Here is a 24,231-nt window from a genome sequence, read left to right on the forward strand (position 1 = left end):
TGATCTGATTATGCGTTAGCACTTTTATATTTTTTTACTTCTTCGATGAATTCATCAAATAAATACTCTGTATCTATTGAGCCTCCCATGGCTTCGGGGTGAAACTGAACCGTAAAGATTGGTTTCGATTCGTGACGGATACCTTCGCAAGTGCCATCGTTTAGATTGGTAAAAAAGGTGGTAAATCCTTCAGGTAATTTTGAATCGTCTACGGCATAACCGTGATTTTGAGAGGTGATGAAACATCTTTTGGTTCCAACCAATTGTACGGGTTGGTTATGAGAACGGTGACCGTATTTCAACTTATAAGTCGACGCGCCGGCTGCCAAACTCACCAACTGATTTCCTAAACAAATTCCAAAAATTGGTTTATCGCCTTTTAGTGATTCGCCGATGTGATTGATCGTTGGCACGCACAAGGCTGGATCGCCGGGCCCGTTCGAAATGAACAATCCGTCGTAATCCAAGGTTTCGTAATTATAGTCCCAAGGCACTCGAATTACTTCTACGCCACGAGAAACAAGGCAGCGGATGATATTGTTTTTTACGCCACAATCGACCAAAACAATTCTGATATCAGCGCCTTCGTTGTAGCGAATCACTTCTTTACAAGAGACTTGAGCGACCAAGTTATCTAAATTTGGATTGTAAAAATCGACGTCTGTATCGGCAACGATTTTTCCTAAAGTAGATCCTTGCTCACGCAATTTTTTGGCAATCATACGCGTGTCTACTCCGTAAACTCCTGGGATGTTTTGGCTCTTCAACCAAGCGCCCAATTTTTGAACCGCATTCCAGTGTGAATAATCATCCGCATAGTACGAAATCACCAAACCTTTCACCTGAATTTGGTTCGACTCCATCCACTCTTCCACCGAATCGATCATTGCTTTATCATCAGGAACACCATAGTTTCCGATCATTGGAGCTGTCATGACCAAAATTTGCCCTTTGTAAGAAGGGTCTGTCAAACTCTCATTGTATCCAACCATTGCGGTGTTGAATACCACTTCTCCTGCGGTAGAAGTATAAGCACCGAAAGGTTTACCTTCGATCTCTAATCCGTCTTGGAATACTAATTTTATTGTTTTATCCATTGATGATAATGTTAATTTCGGTTTCTAAAGCTGATATGAATTTATCTACGTATTGTTTTGTAATCGTAAGAGGCGGAAGCAATCTGATGACGTTTGTCCCGGCATATCCTACAAAAATATGGTGTTTTTCTAATAAGTTATTTTTCAACGTTGCAATGGGAAACTCAAATTCGATTCCGATCATCGAACCACGTCCACGAATTTCTCGAATTTTCGGGAATTTATTCAATTGAATGCCAATATATTCTCCAATTTCTTTTGCATTATCGATTAAACTTTCTTGCTCCATCACGTCCAAAACTGTAACTGCAGCCGCGCAAGCCAAGTGATTTCCTCCGAAAGTTGTCCCCAATAACCCGTAAGAGGCTTCGAATTCGGGAGAGATCAGCACCCCACCAATTGGGAAACCGTTGCCCATTCCTTTTGCTATCGTAATCAAATCGGCTTTGATATTGGAATGTTGATGAGCGAAGAATTTCCCCGAACGTCCGTAACCACATTGTACTTCATCGGCAATCAAAACCACGTCGTTTTCTGTACAAACGGTTCGCAATTCTTGAACGAATTTGTCTGAAGGTAAAACGATTCCGCCAACACCTTGAATTGGTTCGTAAATAACGGCTGCAACATCACCGTGCGCAATGATTTCTTTGATCGCATCGATGTCGTAGTCTACAAAAGATACTTTGTGATGCGCATTGAACGGAGCAACAATTTTTGGATTATCTGTAAGCGCAACCGAACCCGATGTACGCCCGTGGAAAGCTCCATTGAATGCAATGATGCGGTCTTTTCCGGTATGGAAAGAGGCTAATTTCGCAGCATTTTCGTTGGCTTCTGCACCAGAATTACACAAAAACAGGGTGTAATCATCGTATCCTGATAGCTTGCCTAATTTCTCTGCCAATTCGGTCTGAATTGGGATATGAACCGAGTTGGAATAAAAGCTGATGTTGTTGAGCTGTTCTGTAATTTTTTGCACATAATGTGGGTGTGCATGCCCAATGGAAATCACAGCGTGACCGCCGTACAGGTCTAAATATTCTTGTCCGTTTTCATCCCAAAGAATACAATCTTTGGCTTTGACCGGAGTTACATTCATTAATGGATATACGTTGAAAAGTTTCATTTTTGTTTATGTTTTATGTGATACGTTGTAGGTTATACGTTTTTAATTTTACTGATTAGATTAATTAACATGGCTTTAATTTGTTCGATTTTATTTTCTAAACTTTCAAATTCTTCAGCTATTATGTAATTCAATTCTTTAGCTAATAATAATAAGTATGATGTTTCGTTGGCAGATCCTAAACTGATATTTAAGAATTGTGTTAATTCTTTTGAAGAATATCTTCCACAACCTTCTGCAATATTAGTAGGAATTGAGCTTGAAGCTCTTCTAATTTGAGAAGTTAATCCAAACATTTCATCTTTCGGAAAAGATGAAGATTGTTTATAAACCATTAATGTTAATTCGTGGCTTAATTCCCAAACTTTTAATTTCTTATAATCTTGCATATTGAAACGTATAACTTATTACTTATAACGTACAACTTATTAAAACGCTACCGTCTTTAAATTAAGTCCTAGATTTTCATCCCATCCGAAGATGATGTTCATATTCTGAACGGCTTGCCCCGATGCGCCTTTGGTTAAATTATCGATAATCGACGTTATCAACAAAACATCGTCTTGTTTTTGGATGTGGATCAAACATTTGTTGGAATTTACCACTTGTTTCAGTGCAATTGGCGCATCTGATACCATCGTAAAAGGCTCGTTTTTGTAATATTCTTTGTAAAGCTGAATTGCTTCTTCTGCTGATAAATCTGATTTCAGATAAACACCTGCCAAAATACCCCGGGTAAAATCGCCACGCATGGGTAAAAAATATACTTTGTTGTTGAAATCGGGTTGTAATGTTTGGAGCGTTTGGTAAATTTCGCCCTCGTGTTGATGCGTAAATTCTTTGTAAAAAGAGACGTTGTTGTTTCGCCAACTGAAATGTGTAGAAGGCGACAACGACTGACCAGCGCCTGTAGAACCAGTAACCGCATTGATGTGGATATCGGCATGAATTGCTTTGCTTGCAGCCAAAGGTAATAATGCCAACTGAATGGCCGTTGCAAAACAACCCGGATTAGCAATATTTTTTGCCTCCAAAATAGCCGAACGATTGAATTCTGGCAATCCATAGACGAATGTTCTTTCTTCGAAATTTTTATGGGCGTCTAAGCGGAAATCGTTGCTGAGGTCGATCACCACTGTATGCACTGCATAGTGATGATTTGCAAGAAATTCTGCTGATTTTCCGTGACCCAAACACAAAAAAACGACATCGGCATGCTCATCGATTTGATCTGAAAATACGATATCGGTTTCGCCCAATAAATCGTCGTGGACTTGTGAAACAGGATTTCCTGCATTCGAAGTACTGTAAACAGAAGTAATATTCACATACGGATGGTGAATAAGAACACGAAGCAGTTCGCCTGCCGTGTAACCAGCTCCACCTACGATACTTACGTTAATTTTATTTATCATTTGTTGTTTGTTGTGTGTGTTTGTTGTGCATGTTTTTCTAGTCTGATTTTGGAACAAAGTGGATTCAAATCAATTAATCGAAACTATGAACAATCTTCAATTGATTACCAAATATTTTGATAAATCCTCTTGCATCTCTCGAGTCCCAAGCATCGTTCTCTTCGCCATATACCGCAACTTTAGATTGCATCATATCGTAAGGAGACTCGATACCGATCATCGAGAAGTGGTAAGGATTTAATTGTAATCTCACTTTACCAGTCACTCTTTCTTGCGACGATTCTAAGAAAACTTCTATATCGCGCATCACAGGGTCTAGGTACTGTGCCTCGTGCAATAAAGTTCCGTACCAATTTGCTAACGAATCTTTGTGTAAAAGTTGCCATCTTGTTAAGGTATGTTTCTCTAACAAATGATGTGCTTTGATCAAAATATAGGCAGCCGGAGCTTCGAAACCTACTCGTCCTTTGATTCCTAAAATGGTATCGCCTACATGGATGTCGCGACCGATGGCATACTCTCCGCCGATTTCGTTCAATTTTTGAATCAAAGCGATTGGAGACATTTTTTCGCCATCTAAAGCTACCGGAATTCCTTTTTCGAATACAACTTCGATGACTCTTGGTTCTGTTTTCGATAAAGGTGTCGGATACGCCTCTTCTGGTAGTGCCTCATTAGAAGTTAGGGTTTCTACACCACCAACCGAGGTTCCCCAAATCCCTCTATTGATCGAATATTTGGCTTGTTCCCAACTATAATTCACTCCTTTGGACTGTAAATAATCAACCTCTTGTTGTCGAGATAATTTTTCGTCTCGTATCGGTGTGATGATTTTAGAGTTGGGCGAGATGACAGCAAACGCAACATCGAACCGAATTTGGTCGTTACCTGCGCCTGTAGATCCGTGTACAATATATTCTGCCTCTACCTCTTTTGCATATTGAGCAATAGCAATGGATTGAAACATACGCTCGGCACTTACAGATAATGGGTAAGTGTTGTTTTTCAAGATATTTCCGTAGATTAGATAGCGAACACAATCGGTGAAATATTTTTCTGTAATATCGATGGTCACGTGTTTAGAAGAGCCCAATTCGTATGCGCGAGTTTCGATTTCTTTCAACTCACTTTCAGAGAATCCGCCCGTATTGACAATTACGGTGTGCACCTCCATTCCTTGATCTTTTGTTAAGTTCACCAAACAGTACGATGTGTCCAAACCTCCACTGTATGCTAAAACCGCTTTGTTGCTCATTGTAGAATATTTTTAGTTTTTTAAGTTTATTATTTTTTTTAAATCTTGTATCAATTGTTCTCGAGTAGAATTTTCATTCATTATCACTAATATGGTATCATGGCCTGCAATCGTTCCAATAATGCTGCTAAAATTGGCATCATCTATTTCTGCAGCCACACCAAGTGCATAGCCCACTCGAGTTTTGAGTACGCCTAGATTATTAGAAAACATCAGGCTGACTTGTTTTGCTGGATGCAAAAGTTGGCGTGGTTCATTTTCATTTTCGGTAAGCTGATAAATATACTCTCCTTTGGAATTGGGTAATTTCGAAACTTTCAGCTCTCGCAGATCTCGAGATAAGGTCGCTTGCGTCACCTGAATGCCGTGTGCCGATAAGCTGTTTAGCAATTCGTCTTGACTACCGATCTCTTGCTCAGTTATAAGCGTTTTGATGATTTCGAACCTGTATTTTTTATCACTCATCTTGTATATTTATTCTGAGTAAAATGAATTTTTATAAAGTTAAATTAAAAAAAAACCTGTCAACGAATATTTATTCATCAACACCATTATTTCCATTCGATTCCTTCTTGTTTGCTTTAGCAAAATCATCATCCAAATTATCATAAACCAAGCCCGTACAAATGCAACGTTCCCGATCGTTATCCATCAATATATGGTAATTTTTACAGCCTTTACAACCATTCCAAAACTCATCAGATTGTGTCAACTCAGAAAAAGTTACCGGTTTGTACCCCAACTGTGTATTCATGCGCATCACAGCCAAAGAGGTCGTAATGCTGAAAACTTTCGATCTCGGAAATTTGGTTCTAGACAAGGCAAAAATCGCATGTTTTATTTCTTTACCAATACCAGACGAACGCAAATCTTCACGAACGATTAGCCCCGAATTTACAACAAATTTCTCTTCATCGTAGGTCTCAATATAACTGAATCCGGCAAGTTTGCCTTCATCATCGAATGCTATAATCGAATTTCCATTTACCATTTTACGTTGCAAATAAACCGGATTTCGTTTGGCAATACCAGTCTTTCGTTGCCGTGCAGATTCTTCGTACCAAAGCACCAATTCATCGGCATACTTCACATCATCTTTATTTGCCACCCTTACCAGCATGATATAAAGTTTTTTTTGGAAATTAGAAAAAAATGAAATAAAAATGATGAAAAAAAAAGAGTTTCGAAGTAATAAACCTTTTTAAATTTTTCACTATTTGACTTGCTGTTGAATGCAAGTGGAAATAAATTTTCCATTATTTGATTAAGAATTCAGTTGTTATACTGAAGTGCAAAGTTAAATACTTTATTTTTGTAAAACATTATATTTATTCAAAAAAACTTTAAATTTTATAAAATGTTGAAAATATATAAAATAGGAGGCGGTATAATCGACCATACGGAAGAACTGCATCAATTTCTCGATCGATTGGCAAGCGATAACAACCAAAAAATATTGATCCATGGCGGCGGAAGAGGAGCGAATCGACTTTTGCAACAATTGAGCATAGCACCCAAAATGATTGAGGGAAGACGCATCACAGACCAAGCAACGCTAGACGTGGTGACCGGTTTGTATGCCGGAAATCTCAACAAACAAATTGTGGCTTATTTACAAAAAGTTGGCGCAAATGCAATGGGATTATCCGGGGCAGATGCCAACATGATCCAAGCAAAGAGAAGGGCAAGTCAACAAATCGATTGGGGCTTTGTAGGCGACGTTGTAGAAAATGGCGTAAACCACAGCCTGATAAAATCGTTTTTAGAACTGGGGTTAATGCCTGTTTTTTGTGCCATAACACACGACAAAAATGGACAATTGTTCAACACCAATGCCGATACGATTGCCTCTCAAATTGCCATTGCGATGAGTAAGCATTACGAAGTCGAGCTCAATTTCTGTTTCGATAAGATTGGAGTTTTGGCGGATATTCACGACGAAAATAGTTTAATTCCTAAAATCGACCGAAATTTATACGCACAACTAAAGGCAGAACAAAAAATCTTCGAGGGGATGATTCCGAAGTTAGACAATGCTTTTTCTGTTATAGAACAAGGTGTAAAACAAGTAAATTTGGTGCATGCCCAAAATATAAATTCAGATATTAAAACCGTCATATGTTAAGTCAGAACGATGTAAAACATAAAGCAGTAGCATTGCTCAAAGAAATGATTCAACTCGAATCGTTTTCGGGTTCGGAAGAAAAAACTGCTGATTTGCTTTTTAATTTTCTTGTCGAAAATGGTGCAGAAGTTCACCGACAAAACAACAACGTCTACAGTTTTCACAGTAAAATGGATGCAAACAAAAAAACAATATTACTCAATTCGCATCACGATACTGTAAAACCTGGATCCACTTGGACTTATGATCCTTTTGGGGCAACCTTAGAAGGCGATAAATTGATTGGCTTGGGCAGTAACGATGCGGGAGCGTCTGCTGTGAGTCTCCTTGCCACCTTCTTGTATTTACTAGACAAACCTTTGGCGTACAACCTTATTGTTGCCATCACGGCAGAAGAAGAGAATTCTGGCAAGCTCAATGTAGCAAGTTTGTTGCCACATTTACCACCGATCGATTTGGGAATAGTGGGCGAACCTACCCAGATGGACATGGCGATTGCAGAGCGCGGACTGATTGTCTACGACATCATTACGAAAGGTAAAACGGGACATGCTGCAAGAGAAGAAGGCATCAATGCGATCTATATCGCGAATGATTTTATTTCCAAATTGCGAGCGTTTGAATTCGATAAAGTTTCAGAATTTATGGGGCCTGTAAAAATGACCATTACCCAAATCGAAGCTGGAAAACAACACAATGTCGTTCCCGATGAATGCAAAATGGTCATGGATGTTCGGGTAAATGAATTTTATTCGAATGAAGAGGTGAACGATTGCTTGCAAAAGCAATTTTCATCGCCCGAGATAGAACTGTTACCTCGATCGTTGAGGCTCAACTCGTCGCGAATAGCAGAAAATCATCCGATTGTAGAAAAAGGAATAGAATTGGGTTGCACGACTTATGGTTCTCCTACCCTATCCGATCAATCAATGATGAATTTCACGACGGTCAAAATTGGCCCTGGAGATTCTGCACGTTCCCATACGCCAGATGAATACATCTACATTTCGGAGATTCATCACGGTATTGAGCGCTACATCGAACTTTTGGAAGATTTTAAATTTTAATTCATATACAAAAAAAGAAGCCGTCTCACAACTGAGGCGGTTTTTTTATATAAATAATGGATTGATTATTAGGTGATTAATATAGAATTCACTATATTTAACTACTTAATTTTCAGCGAAATGAACTATAGAATTAAAGAATATAACCAATCCCAAAACTGGTTATTTCCACCTTCGATAGAAGAATTAATTCCGACTAATCATCCAGTAAGAATCGTAAACAACGTAGTTGAGAAGATAGACTTAAAACCTCTTTTAGAAACTTACAGTCGGGAAGGTCATCCTAGTTATCATCCTAAAATGATGCTCAAAGTGATGGTTTACGCTTATATGGACAATATTTATTCCAGTAGAAAGATCGAAAAAGCCCTCAATGAGAACATAAACTTTATGTGGCTTTCTGGTAGAGAAAGCATCGACCATAATACGATAGCCCGATTTCGAAGCAATAAGTTAAAAGCCGTATTCAAAGACATCTTCAAACAAGTGGTATTGCTTTTGGTAGAAGAAAAATTAGTGAGTCTCAAACGAGTTTATACAGACGGTACCAAAATAGAATCGGTAGCTGGAAGATACACCTTTGTCTGGGGAAATTCCATCAAGACCAATCGGGAGAAAATGATCAAACAATTAGAGGATATGTGGCAATACGCGCAGTGCGTTGCTGATGAAGAAGACCAAGATCCCGAGCCACCGGAGTTCAAAAAACTTGATCCTGAAAAAGTCCAACAAGCCGCAGATAAAATCAACCGAATCCTAAAAGAAAAGTCTGACGATCCAAAGAAAAAAGCCAAATCCCGTTACATCCAAAAGAATTTTGCGCCAAACTTAAAGAAATACCAAGAACAAGAAAAGTTACTACAAGAACGCAACTCCTACAGCAAAACCGATCCCGATGCGACCTTTATGCGCATGAAGGACGACCACATGCAGAACGGACAATTAAAACCCGGCTACAATGCACAAATCAGCACCGAAAACCAAATCATCGTCAACTATACCTTACATCAAGACACCAACGACATTCATACTTTAAAACCTCATTTAGAAAACCATAAAAAACTCTACAATGAGCTTCCCGAAGAACTCACCGCAGATGCAGGATACGGAAGTGAAGAAAATTACGAACTTTTGGAGGACAAAGCAATCAAAGCCTTTGTAAAGTTCAACACCTTTGACCAAGAACAAGGCAAATCAAAGAAAAGAAAAAATCCCAAACCCTTTGAACGAGACTCACTCTATTATAATGAAGCGCAAGATTTTTATGTATGCCCGATGGGACAACGTATGGAAAAGCGCGGTGAGCGAAAAGTCCAAACAAAGTCAGGATATAAGCAAACCTATAGTTGTTATAGCGCTAAAAACTGCAATGGATGTCCGCTCAGAAGCCAGTGCTTCAAGGGGAAAAACAACAGGACAGTAGAAAGGAACCATAAATTAGAATACCACAAACAAAAAGCAAGAGAACTTCTCACATCCGATATCGGAGAAATAAGAAGAAAACAAAGAACTGCTGATGTCGAACCTACATTTGCCCAACTCAAACACAACCGAAACTTCAAAAGATTTACCCTAAAAGGAATTGAAAAAGTGGAATTAGAGTTCGGATTGCATGCTTTAGCTCATAATCTGAAAAAGATGAGTGCGTAAACAAGAATAATCACTCATTTTTTTCTAAATTATTAAATTGAGTTAGTTTTTGACCTCAATTTTTTAATCATAAAAAAACCGTCCCGATTTTATAAACGAGACGGCTTCTTTCTTATGTAGTTATTCTACTTGAATTATTGCAATTGGAATTTAACAGGAATACTGAAGTTCAAGATTGCAGCTCTACCATCTTCTGTCTTAGCAGGTACGATGGTTTTACCTCTTCTTTGTTGACGATCGGTAATTCGCTGTAAAGCTTTTTTAGCTTCAGGTCCTAGGTGCTGATCACTTCCGCCAATCGGCTCGATCTTTACGATTCTACCTTGCGTATCGATTTGGAAACTCAATTTAGCTTGTGCTACATTGATACCTTGACGCTCAGCGATATCAACAAAGTCTTGTAATTCATCTTGTAGATCACCAGTCAATCGCTTGTTCAAACAGTCTTGTGCTGCTTGTTTACCTTTGGCTGCTTCTCGCTCACAACCTGGGTAGATCGCCATTACTGCCGCTGTACGAGCTGTAACAGTTGACGGAGCAGCGGTTCCAGTGTCTGATTTTGATTCGTTTTTAGGAACTTGTTGCGTATTCTTACCAGCATTAGGATCCAAATTTACAGGTCCACCACCATCTTGCTTTTTGGTTTCTTTACCTTCACGGTTTTCGAACGAAATGTCTTTTCCTACGATATCTTTCACCTCTGGTACGGTTTCTTGTACTTTTGGTTCTTTTTTCGGTTCTGGAATGATCAATTTCACCTGTGCCGTTTCTTCTTGGTAATGATTCTGAATTGGTTCTGGCTCTGGTTCTGGCTCTGGCTCTACGACTTCTGGTTCATCTGGCACTTCTGGCAACGTTACGTCTTCCAAGGTTACGTCTACCACTGTGTCTTGCTGCGAACTAGAAAGTACTTCTGAGTTGAATAACCATACCACACCGGCAAGTAACAAAATCAATAAACTTCCGCGAAGCAATGCCTTCAAAAGTGCATTGTCTTCGTTCTTACGCAAATCATAAGCACCGTAGGCTTTGTTTCTGTTTTCAAAAACAATTTCATCAAGTGCTTTGTAATTATTTGAATTGTTAGACATTTTCTTAATTTTTAAAATTTTACATCTTACCTATTTACCAGCTTTTTGCTTGTAAACTTCAACCTCTTTAGCATCTGCATCTTTCATACCATATTTGGTTGATTTGGTAATTTCCATCTCATCTAACACATCCACTACATTTTTGTAGTTTGCATCATCTGTAGGTTTTATCACTACTGTAAACAATTGTGGATCTTCTGCTCTGGCTGCCGCTGTGGTAATCACTTTTCGGATACCGTCTGCAGAATAATCTGTTTCGTTCAAGGTTTCTGGTGTCAAGTCCTTCACCTCGCTCTGATGCCAATAGAGCTTATCATCGCCACCAATGATAATGACCAAAATATTTCTGAGTTTTAGGTCAGGCGTATTTTGTTGTAATGTTTTATCATCCAATTTTGGTGGCATGTTGAGGTTCATGATATTCGGTTTGCTGAACGTAGTTGCGAACATGAAGAACGTAATCAATAAGAAACCTAAATCTACCAACGGCGCCATATCCACCTTGGTGGATTGCTTTTTCGAGCGTACTTTGCCGCCGTCATTTCCTGACGATTCTTGTATTTGTGCCATTTTAAATTTCTTTTAATTATTCAGCCGATGTTATCAACTGAAATTTGTTCATATTCTTGTTCTGCAACTCTTGCATCAACAAACGAAACTGAGGGTACGATACCTTCTGATCTCCTTTGATTGCCAAGTTTACATATTCATTCACATCTTTAGCTGCAAAGACCCAATCTACGATTTCTCTGTTTGGACCAATGGTGTCTAAAGGTATACCGGCTTGGCTACTTTGCAAGTATTTTTCGCGATCTGCTGCTGTCAAATTCAAGAACTGACGCATACCTTGCATAGATGTCCCAAACTCTGCGGTTTCTCTGAAGGCTTTCTTTTCACCATCTGTAAATCTTACTCCATATTTCTCACCCATTTTTTCTAAGGTTGGTATTCTATCTTTTTCTTCTAACGAAAATAGAAACTTCCCTTCTTTGGTAATCGAAATTCGCATCATATTGTCGTCGGCCATTTTCAGGGTAGAAACTGAACTTGGGGTTACCACCTCTACAATTTCTGGCTCGCGAAAGTTGGATGTTAAGATAAAGAAAGTTAACAAAAGCCAAGCCATGTCACTCATAGCTGTTAAGTCCATATTCGGACTCTGTCTTTTCGGTCTAACTCTTGCCATTTTTCTCTGTTTGTTTAATTAATCTTTGTTTTGTAAATATATTTTTTTTTATCCCGAGCTCACTTCTCAAGTTGCGCCGTCGGATGATATAGTAGATTAATTGTGTGCAGAGAAAGATTGCTGAATGCTCATTCCTACTTCGTCGATTTTGAAAGTTAAATCATCAATTTTAGAAGTGAAGTAAGCATAAGCGATAATTGCAAAAGCAGAAGCTCCAATCCCCATACCTGTGTTGATCAACGCCTCAGCAATACCAACTGATAATTGAGCAGCGTCTGGTGATCCACCTCCTTCACCTAATGCGAAGAATGCTTTAATCATCCCGATTACTGTTCCCATCAAGGCGATAAGGGTACCAATAGAGGCAACTGTAGACAATACCGTCATGTTTTTTTCTAATGTTGGCATTTCTAATGTTGTTGCTTCTTCTAATGTTTTATTGAGTTGAGCTAGTTTTTGTTCTTTGTTCAAGGTAGTATCGTGTTGCAACGCTTTGTAAGTTGTCAAACCTTCTTTTACAACATTTCCTACAGAACCTTTTTGCTTGTCGCAAAGCGCAATCGCTTGATCGATCTCATTTCTGTTCAATAAAGCACGGATGTCGTTTACAAATTTATCAACGCTTCCGCTTCCTTTTGCTCTACCTAAAACAATTGCACGGTCAATCGAGAAAACAATTACCATAAAGAAAAACGTCATAAGGAATGGGATGATATGTCCACCCTTACGGATAATTCCTAAAAAGTTAAGTGGGTGACCATACTCTACATCTCCACCTTCAAAGTTTCCTGGATTACCAAACCAAAGGTAGAAGATACATGCTGCAACAGCATACAAAATAATAATTGTGATTACTGGATTGATACCTGCCTTCTTTTGAGTAGCCTTAGCGGGTACTTTTACATTCTTTTCCATTTACTAATTCTTTTAAATAATTTATGTTTTAATTAATGTGGGTGTAAAATAAGTGATTTTTTTTTAAATCAACTAAATTTTTTCGATACACATCATGTTAATTTAAGGTAAATATTACTAAATCTTGCAAATTCGTGAAGATTCCAAAACTATTCTTATCCTCAATAATCTATTCGTGTACAAATCATTAGTCAAAATAATGACCTCATCTGTTTACTTTACATAGAACAAATATAAATAAATATGTAATCGCAACGCATTTTTTTTGAAATAAAATAGATTTCATTTCCCTAAATATTTTAAGAAATTTGCCTTTTCAATGCTAAATCATCATGAAAGTTTGCATCGCCGAGAAACCAAGTGTAGCAAAAGATATCGCCCAAGTAATTGGAGCCGACCAAAGGAAAGACGGCTATTTTGAAGGAAATGGGTATCAAGTCACCTGGACTTTCGGGCATCTTTGCACCCTGAAAGAGCCACATGATTACTCAAAAGAATGGAAAAATTGGGACCTGAATTATCTTCCGATTATACCGCCATCGTTCGGAATTAAACTCATCGACAATAAAGGGGTTGAAAAACAATTCAAAATCATCGAACGCTTGGTTGAGCATTGCGACGAGGTCATCAATTGTGGCGACGCAGGACAAGAGGGCGAACTCATACAGCGTTGGGTGTTGCAAAAAGCAAAAAACACAGCACCAATCAAAAGACTTTGGATCTCCTCGCTCACCGAAGAAGCTATAAAAGAAGGCTTTGCTCAGCTAAAAGATGGCAACCAATACAACAATCTGTATGCGGCTGGTAGCGCGCGTGCAATTGGCGATTGGCTGTTGGGCATCAATGCTACCCGTGTTTTTACCAAGAAATATGCTCCTCCAAAGAGCGTATTGTCTATTGGCAGAGTTCAAACACCTACCTTGGCGATGATTGTAGAACGCCAAAAAGAAATCGACGCCTTTGTGATAGAAGAATATTGGGAACTGAAAACAGTCTACCGCAATACAGAGTTTACAGCCACAATCGATCGGTTGAAGTCTAAAGAAAAAGTCGAAAAAGGATTAGAATACTTATTGCAAAAAGAATTCGAAATTACGAAAGTAGAAATAAAAGAAGGAAAAGAAAAAGCACCTCGCTTGTTCGATTTGACTTCTCTACAAGTCGAGGCGAATAAAAAAATGGCTTATTCGGCAGAAAACACCCTGAAAATTGTTCAGAACCTTTACGAGAAAAAGTTGGTAACTTACCCTCGGGTAGACACCACGTATTTGTCTGAAGATTTGTATCCAAAAATACCTGGAATCCTCGAAAAACTGACACCCTATCAACAATTCACCGAAGAGATTTTGGCAAAACCAATCCCTAAAACCAAATACGTTTTCGACAATGCAAAGGTAACCGATCACCACGCCATCATCCCAACTGGCAATTACCCCACAGGCTTGAACTTGGATGAAAAGAAAATATATGACCTTATCGCAAAGCGTTTTTTGGCTGTTTTCATGAACGATTGTTTGGTGTCGAACACCTTGGTAGAAGCGATTGTAGACCAAATCGGCTTCAAGGCTACAGGAAAACAAATTCTGGATCTCGGCTGGCGAGTACTTTATCTGAAGGATAAAGATAAATCTGACAAAGACGAAGAAAAAATAATGCCGAATTTTGAAGTCGGCGAAAAAGGACCACACCAACCTTTTATACATCAAGGCAAAACCACTCCACCCAAACCGTATACCGAAGCAACCTTGTTGCGTGCAATGGAAACAGCTGGCAAGCAAGTAGAAAACGACGAGATGAGAGAACTGCTCAAAGACAATGGTATTGGTAGACCATCGACAAGAGCGAATATCATCGAAACCTTGTACCGAAGAAAATACATCGAAAAACGTAAAAAAAATATTATCGCCACCGCTACTGGCATTCAATTGATCGAACTTATCCAAGACGATTTACTGAAAAGTCCCGAACTTACCGGACAATGGGAATTGAAGTTGAGACAGATAGAAAAAGGCGAATACGATTTGGCTTTGTTCAAAAAAGAACTCATCGCCATGGTTGTAGAACTTACCAACAAAGTAAAATACAGCGTTTATCAACCCATAAAAATAGAATCAAGCTCGAGTCCGAAAAAAACGCAGACCAAAACAGAAGCGCCCAAAATCGAAGGAAGCAAATGCCCAAAATGCAAACATGCTATTTTGGTAAAAGGAAAGACGGCTTACGGATGCCAACAATTTGCCAATTGCGGCTTCAAAATTCCGTTTGTGATATTCGATAAAAAACTCACCGAGCGCCAAATTCACGCTTTGCTCACCAAACATAAAACGCCTAAAATAAGAGGTTTACATTTGGATGATGAGAAGAAAGACGGATACTTGATTTTGAATGTTCTTTTCGAAATCGAATATTCTCCAAATTAAGAATACAAATCCAGATTGGCTTGCAATTTCTTTTTGATTTGATTGATCAACGACTTTGGTTTTATCACTTTTACTCGATCGTTCCAAGACAACAATTCGCTTACAAAATCATCAGTTATAAACAAAGTAAACTCGAATCGTGTAACGTTTTTATCCTCAAACACAAGCTGTTGAGAGTTGTGCCAAGGCAAGGTTCTAACGTAGGCTGCTTGCTTGTTGTTGAACTCCAAAACTACTTTCGTAGGCTCGTCGCCATTCGGAACCTGAATTCCGAAACAATGTTGAAATTTATCTTCGTAGTCAAACTCGATTCCTTGATCTCGTTTCGCAGCAAGAATTTCTACCTTCAGCATGCGATCTAGCCCAAAAATCTTTTGTTGCAAATTTTCTTGAGCAATCACATACCATCGATTTTTATATTCTTTGAGCGCCAACGGCGATGCAACGCGATTACTGATTTCGTCTTCCCCGAATTTTCGATAATCAAAACTTATTTTTCTGTTTTTTTGAATGGCCTGAATCAGTATGGGTAGAAAACTCACATTGGCGGGCGGTGTTTTTTCTAAATGCATAATATCTTCGAACGAATGCATCAATTTCAGGGCATGGAAAGAATTGATTTGTTCTACCGTTTTCAGGAAAAGCTCACTCCCAAACTCATTTTGTACAATATAATAGCCTTTGTGTTTGCGACTGTAGAGAATATCTATCCCTAAAATATTTCTGATCTCTCGAATATCGCGTTGAAAGGTTCGTTTAGAAAAATTAAAAATCGCTTTTTCGTCTCGCAATTGATAAATTTCGAATTCATTTTCTAAGGATTTGTACAATTCTTCGTACGAACAATAAGGTGTTCTGGACAATTTTGTAATGATATTAAAATACCTCGCTATGTAATCTTGTTTTGCCATAAGTTTGAGCTAAAAGAAAATGGATTAATCGAATGACTAATCCATTTCTGTAAAATTATTTAAAATATTCTAATCGAGGAAATCAATTATTGAGCAAATTCTTTTTTGAATGCAATAGTTTTAGCATCAATTATTTTTTTCAAGCCTTCTGCTCTGGCTTGTGCATTCGATTCGTCAACTGTTACCGCTTCTTCGGTCGCCTCGGTCTCTTCAGTCTCCTCTACCATTGGGCTCACGTCTATCGACTCGATTACTTCGACCAATTTCGCAGCCAATTCGTCGTCTACGCTTGGTTGATTTTTCACCTCAACACTCAAAAACACTGCAGGCACTTCGTTATCTTGCGGATATTTCGAATCGGTTGTGAACACGCCTTTATTCTCGATATTGTCAGATTCAATAGCTTTGGCAACTTTATCGGCCAAAATCAGCGATTGATCTTTCATCATGTTTGAATTCGATACTACTGCTGTTACATTTTCTTTTGGTGCATCAGACTCTTTGAAGCTGATGGTCAATAGATAATCTGGTGCTACATTTTTCAGAATATCAGAAGCTTTTTTGGTCTTATCTTGGGTAAGGTCTTTCCAAAAAACAACTTTTACTGCTTCTTTGTTTAGCTGTTCTACTTGTTTCAAAAACTTGTTTACAACATCTTGTTCGTTTTGGTTTTCTAGATTATTTACCACATCAACAATCACTACTTTAGGGTCGTCTATACTTGTAAACGAGAAAATGGTAAAGGCAAACATCATCGCCAATAATCCTTTAAATACATTTTTCATAATCATTAAGTTTTATATTCAACATGAGTAAGACATATTCTAAGCCATAAAATATTAAAAAACGCAAAAAAATGTTAGCATTTTCTAAAATCCGGTTTTACTCCGCATCTGTTTTATCCAAATCCTTATGAATTAAGAGTGTGGCGAGCGGTATGAAAGCAAAAAGAAGGTTGAAAATAAAGGTTTCGTCATCCCACTTGTAAAGTTTCCTCACCAAAAAAGCGAGAATCACGTAAGCAGAAAACCAAAAACCATGAAAAGTACCAGCAAAAGGCATCAACCATACATTACCAAATTGATATTTGATGGGCATCGCCACAAGAAATAACAAAGCACAACTAATCGCTTCCCAAACACAGGCGATTTTGAACCACTTCTTCAATCGTGCATGATCTTCTAATATTTTCATACTTCTATATATAAGGTGTAAAAATAGGTTTTAATGAATAAAATTTCTATGATTTTGATTAGGATGAATTATAAAAAAAATTTTTTATTGTATTTTGTGCTAAAATAATTAAATACCATCCATGTCAAACAGTTTATTAGCCAAAAAAATCAATTTAGATTTATCGATTTGGACAATTGTGTTTCCTATTTTTGCATGCCTCATGCTGATTCCAAGTATTGGAAACATATTCAAAAGTATTCACCCCATCTCTTTCGAGCTGATATCGGGAGGCTTCTTAATCGCTTCTGTACTTGCTGCAGTGCATCATGCCGAGGTTGTTGCCCACCGTGTTGGAGAACCTTTCGGGACTATAATTCTTGCCTTGGCAATCACAGTGATCGAAGTTTCACTCATTGTATCCATCATGGTATCCGAAACAGGAGATCAACCATCGGTATTGGCTAGAGACACCGTATTCGCAGCCATTATGATCATCATTACAGGAATCGTCGGCATCTGTTTGTTGATAGGCGGCGTGCGTTATCGCGAACAGAATTTCATCAAACAAGGTGTTTCGACCGCTCTCATTACCTTGGTTGCCATATCGGTGCTGACCTTGGTCTTGCCCAATTTCACAACTTCAGAAGCAGGTGGAGTTTATTCTGAAAGCCAACTTTTGTTTGTTGCCATCATCTCGCTTATTTTGTATGGCGGATTCATTTCGGTGCAAACTATTCGCCACCGCAATTATTTTCTTCCGAATCATGAAGATGATAACATGTCTGAATTACACGCCGATCCGCCAAATAATCTAACGACAACGGTAAGCCTTATCTTATTGATTTTGGCTTTGATTGCGGTGGTTCTAATTTCTAAAAAACTCTCGCCTACCGTAGAAAGTTTTATCATAGAAATTGGTGCACCCAAATCGTTGGTCGGGATCATCATTGCGACAGTGATTTTGTTGCCAGAAGGACTTGCCGCCCTGAAAGCTGCCAGACGCGACCGATTGCAAACCAGCCTGAATTTGGCTTTGGGTTCTGCTCTGGCTTCGATCGGTCTCACCATTCCGGCGGTGGCCATTGTGTGTTATTTTACAGGGACGACGGTAACCTTGGGCATCGATAGCAAATCGATTATTTTGCTTGTGCTATCGCTTTCGGCTTTATACCTTTCGCTCAATACTGGCCGAACCAACGTGCAACAGGGCATTGTTCTTCTTACGCTATTTGCTACCTACCTCTTCACCACCATCGTTCCATAAAGTCTAAAGAAGCGAATACATTTCTAAAATATTTTGCCTCAAAAAGTTAACACTCTTTGAGGCTTTTTTATTGGACGAAAAGGCTTAGTCGGATAAAATTTGAACCTTATTTCTGAACTTAGAAATGGGTAAATAAAAAACCCTCAATCGTACGATTGAGGGTTTTGTTGTATCATCAAACAGAAGATTATTCTTCAGTTTTTTCTTCTTCAGTAGCTTCGGTAGCTGCTGGCGCTTCCTCAACTTGAACTTCTTCTTTTTTAGTCTCTTTAGTTTTAGGACGTAATGGGTTGTCGAAGTTGAAGAAAGAACCTTCTTCTTTAGTTGCGTTAGCTGCTTTTTGCGCATCTAATTTTGCTATTTCAGCTTTCGTTTTAGCTGCTTCTTCTGCCGCTTTGATAGATGCTGCATCTGGCACAACTTCGAAATCGAAATCTACCTCTACTTCTCTATGGAAGCGGATTTTTGCTGTATATTTTCCTAAGCGTTTGATAGTATTTCCTGGGATTTTGATATGTTTTTTCTCGATATCAACTCCCTCTTTGTTCAATTCTTCAGCTAAATCGGCGTTGTTTACAGATCCAAATAATTTGTCTCCTGATCCAACTTTTGCTTCCAATTTTACTTTCAAACCGTCTAATTTAGAAGCTTTTTCTTTTGCCGCAGCAATCAATTTTTCTTCTTCTGCTTTACGAGCTTCCAAAGTTTTGTTCAATTCCTCGATGTTTTTTGGAGTAGCTACTGTTGCTAATCCTTGAGGAATCAAAAAGTTACGTGCATATCCAGGTTTTACTGAAACTACTTCAAATTCAAAACCTAAACCTTCTACATCTTTTTTTAATATGATATTCATGATATTTTATTCTTTAGGTTTTTATTATTTTAATTGGTCTCCTACGAATGGTAATAAAGCTAAATGACGAGCTCTTTTGATTGCTTTAGAAACTTTTCTTTGGTATTTCAAAGAAGTTCCGGTATAACGACGTGGTAAGATTTTACCTTGCTCGTTTACGAACTGAATCAAAAAATCTGCATCTTTATAGTCTACGTATTTGATTCCGAATTTTTTGAAACGACAATATTTTTTGTTTGATTGTGTCTCGATATCTAATGGAGATAAATAACGAATTTCTGACTCGTTACCACCTGCTGCTTTTTTTGCTAATTCATCAATTGCCATAGTTCAAAATTTTACTTGTTAGCGGTTTTTAATTTGGTTCTACGTTTTTCTGCCCACTCAATTCCATGTTTATCCAACTTCACAGTTAAATAACGCAATACACGTTCGTCACGTTTGAACGCCAACTCTAAATTTGAAACCAAATCAGCATTTTCTGTTTTGAATTCGATCAAATGGTAAAATCCATTTCTTTTGTTTTGAATTGCGTAAGCTAATTTTTTCAAGCCCCAATTCTCTTTTGCTACGATTTCTGCACCATTCGAGGTAAGATAATCGTGAAACTTATTAACTGCTTCCTCTACCTGTGAATCTGATAGAACGGGAGTTAAAATGAAAACAGTTTCGTAATTTGTCATTTTAAAAATGTTTTTATTAAATTAAAATTTATTTATTAGCGTGCAAATATAGTGAAATCTTTTTAAATATCTACAAAAGAATAAATTAATTTATCTGACTGCGCTGCTCTTAACATTTTTCAAAAAAAAATTCAATTTATCTTGCATTTATTCGTTTTCTATTTTGCAGTTAGAAAATATTGTTTGATATTTGCAACCGTAAAAGCTAATGGCTTTTTCATAGGTTTAGGTTGGTTTAATGGAAGTCCTTGTTCAAAAACAAGGGCTTCTTTTTTTTATTACCTTTGGTGTAATAAAAATTTACAAGTTATGACAACAAAATACGAGACCATCGATTCGGCTTTATACATTCAGAATCGTAAAAATTTTGCCGAGCAAATGCAAGCAAAATCATTAGCCGTCTTCAATTCTAATGACATCTACCCTATTTCATCAGACAGTAGCTTACCGTTTGCTCAACATCGCGATATACTGTATTTGTCTGGAGTTGACCAAGAAGAAACTATTTTGGTAATTTTCCCAGATGCACACGAAGAAAAATATCGCGAAATATTATTTGTACGAGAAACCAACGAACACATTGCCATCTGGGAAGGCGAAAAACTGAACAAAGCACAAGCTACGGCAGTCTCTGGAATCAAAACGGTTTATTGGCTTCAAGATTTCCCAGTGATTTTCAGAAAATTGATGGTCGAAGCCGAAAAAGTTTACATCAACAAAAACGAGCACTACCGAGTGACCACAGCGCCTGAAGTTGAAACCAGAGAAGATCGATTCATAAAACAACTGCAACACGATTATCCTGGGCATACTTATTTGCGATCAAATCCTATATTACAACGTTTGCGTTCGGTGAAAAATAAAATCGAAATCGAACTCATTCAGAAAGCATGTGCTATCACCAACAAAGGCTTTCGTAGAGTGTTAAACTTTGTAAAACCTGATGTTTGGGAATTTGAAATTGAGGCTGAGTTTGCACACGAATTTTTACGTAATCGTTCCAAAGGTTTTGCCTACACGCCCATCATTGCATCGGGTAACAACGCCAATGTTTTGCATTATATCCAAAACAATCAGCAATGTAAAGACGGCGATCTTATTTTGTTGGATGTGGGAGCAGAATACGCAAATTATTCATCAGACATGACGCGTACTATTCCCGTAAACGGAAGATTCACACCGCGACAACGCGAAATCTACAACGCTGTTTTACGATGCAAAAAAGCAGCAGAAGATCTATTGGTCGCTGGTAATAATTGGTACAAACTTCATCAGGAAATGGGCGAAATATACACCGCCGAATTGCTACAATTGGGATTATTGGACAAAGCAGATGTGCAAAATGAGGATCCGACTTGGCCAGCTTATAAAAAATACATGATGCATGGCACTTCTCACCACATGGGCTTGGATACCCACGATTACGGAATCTTAACGGATGATTTTGTAGCCGGCATGGTCTTTACCAACGAACCTGGTTTTTATATTCCGGCAGAAGGTTTTGGTATTCGTTTGGAAGATGATTACGTGATCCAGGCAAGTGGAAAACCACTCAATCTGATGCAAGACATTCCGCTCGAAGCCGAAGAAATTGAAACCTTGATGAATGCCTAATGCGGTACAACCGTGAAAAAGTGATTAGCGCGCTAATCACTTTTTTTATTCAATTATAATTTGAACTCTCCTATTCTCGAAATTCTTCCACTCGGGGCAGACCTCAACTGGTCTACATTCTTTGTGCAACAAATCTTTGGCTCCAACGCCTTTCGATGTTAATCGCTTCGAATCTATTCCGTGCTTTTCCAAATAGATTCTCACAGCATTGGCTCGGCGAAACGATAAATTTTGATTATACTCTGCCGTTCCCGACGCATCGGTATGCCCTACAATCGTAAAGGTATAGGTTGGATATTGTAACATCAGTTTTAATATTTCATCTAAAATGATAAAATCTTCCTTGCGAATTTCGTCACTATCAAAATCGAATTTAAGGCTTTTCAGCACCGAATTCGATAAATTTTCGATGGCATTTTTCTTAGAATCGACGCTCAACACATCGATCGGACAACCATTGGCTTCTTTCAACCCGAATTGTGTCGGACATTTGTCGAGTAAATCGTGCACGCCGTCACCATCCGAATCATAATCATAATGAAACGTCACAAACTGATTGTTCGACAAATCGCTTCTATTTTCTACCAACAAATTATAAGGCGTCGCAATATTATACCTTTCGCCCAACTGCTCTATTTCTTTGCGATACCGACCTGTTTTCTTGCAATAATCGCCGCATCTTTCTTCTTCCATCATCAGGTACTGAATTTTCTTTTGAACCCAATAATACTTGATCGCCTCTGCAAAAATGGTTGTTTGTTGCTTCAATTGAAATTCTTTTTTATACGTGAAATCACCGTCTTTACCCGTAATAACAAGCGATTGACTGGGCGTTTTCTTGCAATCTCTGGTCACGAAATTGATGGGTCGATTGGACAAAAATCCGTTAAAATTACGAGGAAAAGTTTCATTCAAATTAAAGGTTGTCGATTTCACTTCAATGTTTCGCAAAATTGGGGTGAGAATCAATTGTTGGAAAGATTTCACTTGCGGCTCTACATCCTTCTCGTTATCAATAATCAACGGTTGAATGCCCGTGGTATATCCTAAATAATTCATCGTTTTGTAATCTACCTGCTGCCCTATTCCTAAAATAAAATAATGCGCATTTTTGAGGTTCGATTGAATATCGAGGTGAATATTTTGATTGGGATCTATCCGCCCATCCGAAGCAATCACAACAAGACGATTGAAATTGTAATCGACCGGAATATTGTTGACGCGTTTCAGTGCATCGGTAAGTTTCAGGCTACCAGCGCTTTCCATCTTCCGAAGCATTTCTACGGCTCTTTGCTTCTGCTCTGGCGTTGCAAAAACAGCCCGCGGCGACAACTGATTGGTGTTTTTGTTGAAGTAAAAAATATTAAACTTCTCTTGTTCGCTCAATTGTTCTATCACTTCCATCATCATTTGGCGAATGTGTTCCAAAGATTTCCCTTTCATCGAACCCGAAGCATCGAGTAAGAAAATATATTCGCGTGGCTTCAGATTTTTCGTATCTATTTTAGCAGGCGGTTGAATATTACCCAAAACGTAACGACAATTTTCGTCTTGGTATTGCAACAATTCGGCATTCATTTGCTCGTCTACATATTCGTAGCGAACGTTTATGGGCGATGCCCAATATTTTGTGCTGATGTATTGGGTATGTGTTGCGCTTTTCGGCTTTTTTTCAAAATCATTTGTAAGACCTTTTACATTTTTGAGGTTTTCGCCAAAAAAATTCAATTCGATCGAAAATTTTTCTGGCGAGAAAGATGCTAAATTATATGGAAAACGTTTGGTTTGAGTGAAATTTTTGGTTCGTTTGGCAATCGGAACGTTCAGCTCAAAAGCATATTGATGCAAATTTTGCTGAACCGATTTTGTCCATTTGATCTCAACCGAAATCGATTCGTTGGGTTGCAAATCAGACAGTTCAACTTCCATTCGAAGAGAAGCTTCTTGATTGGTTTTCAAACTTTGATTTTTTCGTTGGGCTTCTTTTCGCAATTCGAAAATAGATTTGGACGATAATTCGATTGTTTCATCATTTTTTTTGATGACCAGCTGATAAATATTTTGTTCTGGTTGATGTGGAATTACATATTTTACAGCAATTGGCTGCTGACCGACATTCGCAAAATTTTGGAAACTCTCGACCGACGCCAACACTGTTTGAATATTGGAAATCACCCTGAATTCCTGAACTTTTACCGATGCAAATTGCGCTTCGTTTTCTACCTCAAGATACGGGAAAACTCCGTACGATTGCGCTTGCAACGGAACAACAAAAACCAGGAAATACCAAAATAAAAATCGAATCATACGTGAATAATATAATTTGATGAGTTAAAAATATGCCTATTCTTTTTAATAATTGAATAAAGTAATCAAAAAC

The 24,231-nt window shown here is 38.2% G+C and carries 23 protein-coding genes and 1 pseudogene; 6 read left to right on the plus strand and 18 right to left on the minus strand.

Annotation, left to right across the window (positions count from 1 at the left end; all coding sequences use genetic code 11):
• Window positions 1-8 precede the first annotated feature (8 nt).
• The 7 genes from carA to BN8061_RS00695 all read right to left on the minus strand — a co-directional run bounded on the left by carA (window position 9) and on the right by BN8061_RS00695 (window position 6,016).
• Window positions 9-1,097 (minus strand): glutamine-hydrolyzing carbamoyl-phosphate synthase small subunit, encoded by a 1,089-nt coding sequence (gene carA, locus BN8061_RS00665; RefSeq protein ID WP_068595322.1) that lies wholly within the window; start codon window positions 1,095-1,097, stop codon window positions 9-11.
• A complete protein-coding gene (locus BN8061_RS00670) occupies window positions 1,090-2,226 on the minus strand; it encodes an aspartate aminotransferase family protein (protein WP_068595323.1) in 1,137 nt (378 codons plus the stop codon). Before BN8061_RS00670 ends, carA begins: the two co-directional genes overlap by 8 nt.
• Window positions 2,227-2,258: 32 nt before the next feature.
• Window positions 2,259-2,615, minus strand: a complete 357-nt coding sequence (locus BN8061_RS00675) for a four helix bundle protein (protein WP_068595325.1) — start codon at window positions 2,613-2,615, stop codon at window positions 2,259-2,261.
• A gap of 39 nt (window positions 2,616-2,654) precedes the next feature.
• A complete protein-coding gene (argC, locus tag BN8061_RS00680) occupies window positions 2,655-3,641 on the minus strand; it encodes an N-acetyl-gamma-glutamyl-phosphate reductase (RefSeq protein WP_068595558.1) in 987 nt (328 codons plus the stop codon).
• Window positions 3,642-3,714: 73 nt separating this feature from the next.
• Window positions 3,715-4,896, minus strand: coding sequence for an argininosuccinate synthase (argG, locus tag BN8061_RS00685; protein WP_068595327.1), 1,182 nt, complete (start codon window positions 4,894-4,896; stop codon window positions 3,715-3,717).
• Between the two features lie 12 nt (window positions 4,897-4,908).
• Window positions 4,909-5,361, minus strand: coding sequence for an arginine repressor (locus tag BN8061_RS00690; protein ID WP_068595329.1), 453 nt, complete (start codon window positions 5,359-5,361; stop codon window positions 4,909-4,911).
• Between the two features lie 70 nt (window positions 5,362-5,431).
• Window positions 5,432-6,016 (minus strand): GNAT family N-acetyltransferase, encoded by a 585-nt coding sequence (locus BN8061_RS00695; RefSeq protein WP_068595330.1) that lies wholly within the window; start codon window positions 6,014-6,016, stop codon window positions 5,432-5,434.
• 237 nt (window positions 6,017-6,253) lie between these two features.
• Here BN8061_RS00695 and argB point away from each other — a divergent pair, with 237 nt between their 5' ends.
• The 3 genes from argB (at window position 6,254) to BN8061_RS00710 (ending at window position 9,738) form a co-directional block, all read left to right on the plus strand.
• Entirely contained in the window at window positions 6,254-7,021 is a 768-nt protein-coding gene (gene argB / locus BN8061_RS00700) for an acetylglutamate kinase (RefSeq protein WP_068595332.1), read from the plus strand.
• Window positions 7,015-8,088 (plus strand): M20 family metallo-hydrolase, encoded by a 1,074-nt coding sequence (locus tag BN8061_RS00705; protein WP_068595334.1) that lies wholly within the window; start codon window positions 7,015-7,017, stop codon window positions 8,086-8,088. The genes argB and BN8061_RS00705 overlap by 7 nt, the downstream gene beginning before the upstream one ends.
• 120 nt (window positions 8,089-8,208) lie before the next feature.
• On the plus strand, window positions 8,209-9,738 hold the full coding sequence (locus BN8061_RS00710; RefSeq protein WP_068595336.1) for an IS1182 family transposase: 1,530 nt from the start codon (window positions 8,209-8,211) through the stop codon (window positions 9,736-9,738).
• A gap of 134 nt (window positions 9,739-9,872) precedes the next feature.
• On the opposite strand, the gene BN8061_RS00715 is transcribed toward BN8061_RS00710, so the two are convergent.
• From BN8061_RS00715 to BN8061_RS00730, 4 genes are all read right to left on the minus strand, one after another.
• Complete coding sequence (locus BN8061_RS00715) at window positions 9,873-10,829, minus strand: hypothetical protein (protein ID WP_068595338.1); 957 nt, start codon at window positions 10,827-10,829, stop codon at window positions 9,873-9,875.
• Between the two features lie 30 nt (window positions 10,830-10,859).
• Window positions 10,860-11,399 (minus strand): ExbD/TolR family protein, encoded by a 540-nt coding sequence (locus BN8061_RS00720; protein ID WP_068595340.1) that lies wholly within the window; start codon window positions 11,397-11,399, stop codon window positions 10,860-10,862.
• A 16-nt stretch (window positions 11,400-11,415) separates the two neighbouring features.
• Window positions 11,416-12,015 (minus strand): ExbD/TolR family protein, encoded by a 600-nt coding sequence (locus BN8061_RS00725; RefSeq protein WP_068595342.1) that lies wholly within the window; start codon window positions 12,013-12,015, stop codon window positions 11,416-11,418.
• Window positions 12,016-12,111: 96 nt separating this feature from the next.
• Entirely contained in the window at window positions 12,112-12,930 is an 819-nt protein-coding gene (locus tag BN8061_RS00730; RefSeq protein ID WP_068595344.1) for a MotA/TolQ/ExbB proton channel family protein, read from the minus strand.
• A 332-nt stretch (window positions 12,931-13,262) separates the two neighbouring features.
• Between BN8061_RS00730 and BN8061_RS00735 the strand changes: the two genes are divergently transcribed.
• On the plus strand, window positions 13,263-15,350 hold the full coding sequence (locus tag BN8061_RS00735) for a type IA DNA topoisomerase (protein WP_068595346.1): 2,088 nt from the start codon (window positions 13,263-13,265) through the stop codon (window positions 15,348-15,350).
• Here the strand turns inward: BN8061_RS00735 and BN8061_RS00740 are convergent.
• From BN8061_RS00740 to BN8061_RS00750, 3 genes are all read right to left on the minus strand, one after another.
• Complete coding sequence (locus tag BN8061_RS00740; protein ID WP_068595349.1) at window positions 15,347-16,261, minus strand: helix-turn-helix transcriptional regulator; 915 nt, start codon at window positions 16,259-16,261, stop codon at window positions 15,347-15,349. The two genes, BN8061_RS00735 and BN8061_RS00740, sit on opposite strands and share 4 nt — an antisense overlap.
• A gap of 86 nt (window positions 16,262-16,347) precedes the next feature.
• Window positions 16,348-17,046 (minus strand): hypothetical protein, encoded by a 699-nt coding sequence (locus tag BN8061_RS00745; protein WP_154662229.1) that lies wholly within the window; start codon window positions 17,044-17,046, stop codon window positions 16,348-16,350.
• A gap of 97 nt (window positions 17,047-17,143) precedes the next feature.
• Window positions 17,144-17,455, minus strand: a complete 312-nt coding sequence (locus BN8061_RS00750) for a DUF3817 domain-containing protein (protein ID WP_068595353.1) — start codon at window positions 17,453-17,455, stop codon at window positions 17,144-17,146.
• Between the two features lie 121 nt (window positions 17,456-17,576).
• Between BN8061_RS00750 and BN8061_RS00755 the strand changes: the two genes are divergently transcribed.
• On the plus strand, window positions 17,577-18,701 hold the full coding sequence (locus BN8061_RS00755; RefSeq protein WP_068595355.1) for a calcium:cation antiporter: 1,125 nt from the start codon (window positions 17,577-17,579) through the stop codon (window positions 18,699-18,701).
• Window positions 18,702-19,056: 355 nt separating this feature from the next.
• On the opposite strand, the pseudogene rplI reads toward BN8061_RS00755, so the two are convergent.
• The 3 genes and pseudogenes from rplI to rpsF all read right to left on the minus strand — a co-directional run.
• Window positions 19,057-19,554, minus strand: a pseudogene (gene rplI / locus BN8061_RS00760) (50S ribosomal protein L9); the annotation flags it as partial.
• Between the two features lie 24 nt (window positions 19,555-19,578).
• On the minus strand, window positions 19,579-19,881 hold the full coding sequence (gene rpsR / locus BN8061_RS00765; RefSeq protein WP_068595360.1) for a 30S ribosomal protein S18: 303 nt from the start codon (window positions 19,879-19,881) through the stop codon (window positions 19,579-19,581).
• An 11-nt stretch (window positions 19,882-19,892) separates the two neighbouring features.
• Window positions 19,893-20,237, minus strand: coding sequence for a 30S ribosomal protein S6 (gene rpsF / locus BN8061_RS00770; protein WP_068595362.1), 345 nt, complete (start codon window positions 20,235-20,237; stop codon window positions 19,893-19,895).
• A gap of 309 nt (window positions 20,238-20,546) precedes the next feature.
• Between rpsF and BN8061_RS00775 the strand changes: the two genes are divergently transcribed.
• A complete protein-coding gene (locus BN8061_RS00775; protein ID WP_068595560.1) occupies window positions 20,547-21,851 on the plus strand; it encodes an aminopeptidase P family protein in 1,305 nt (434 codons plus the stop codon).
• Window positions 21,852-21,896: 45 nt separating this feature from the next.
• Here BN8061_RS00775 and BN8061_RS00780 read toward each other — a convergent pair whose 3' ends face one another.
• Complete coding sequence (locus tag BN8061_RS00780; RefSeq protein ID WP_068595364.1) at window positions 21,897-24,158, minus strand: OmpA family protein; 2,262 nt, start codon at window positions 24,156-24,158, stop codon at window positions 21,897-21,899.
• Window positions 24,159-24,231 lie beyond the last annotated feature (73 nt).

Source organism: Vaginella massiliensis, assembly GCF_900089075.1.
Classification (GTDB): domain Bacteria; phylum Bacteroidota; class Bacteroidia; order Flavobacteriales; family Weeksellaceae; genus Weeksella; species Weeksella massiliensis_A.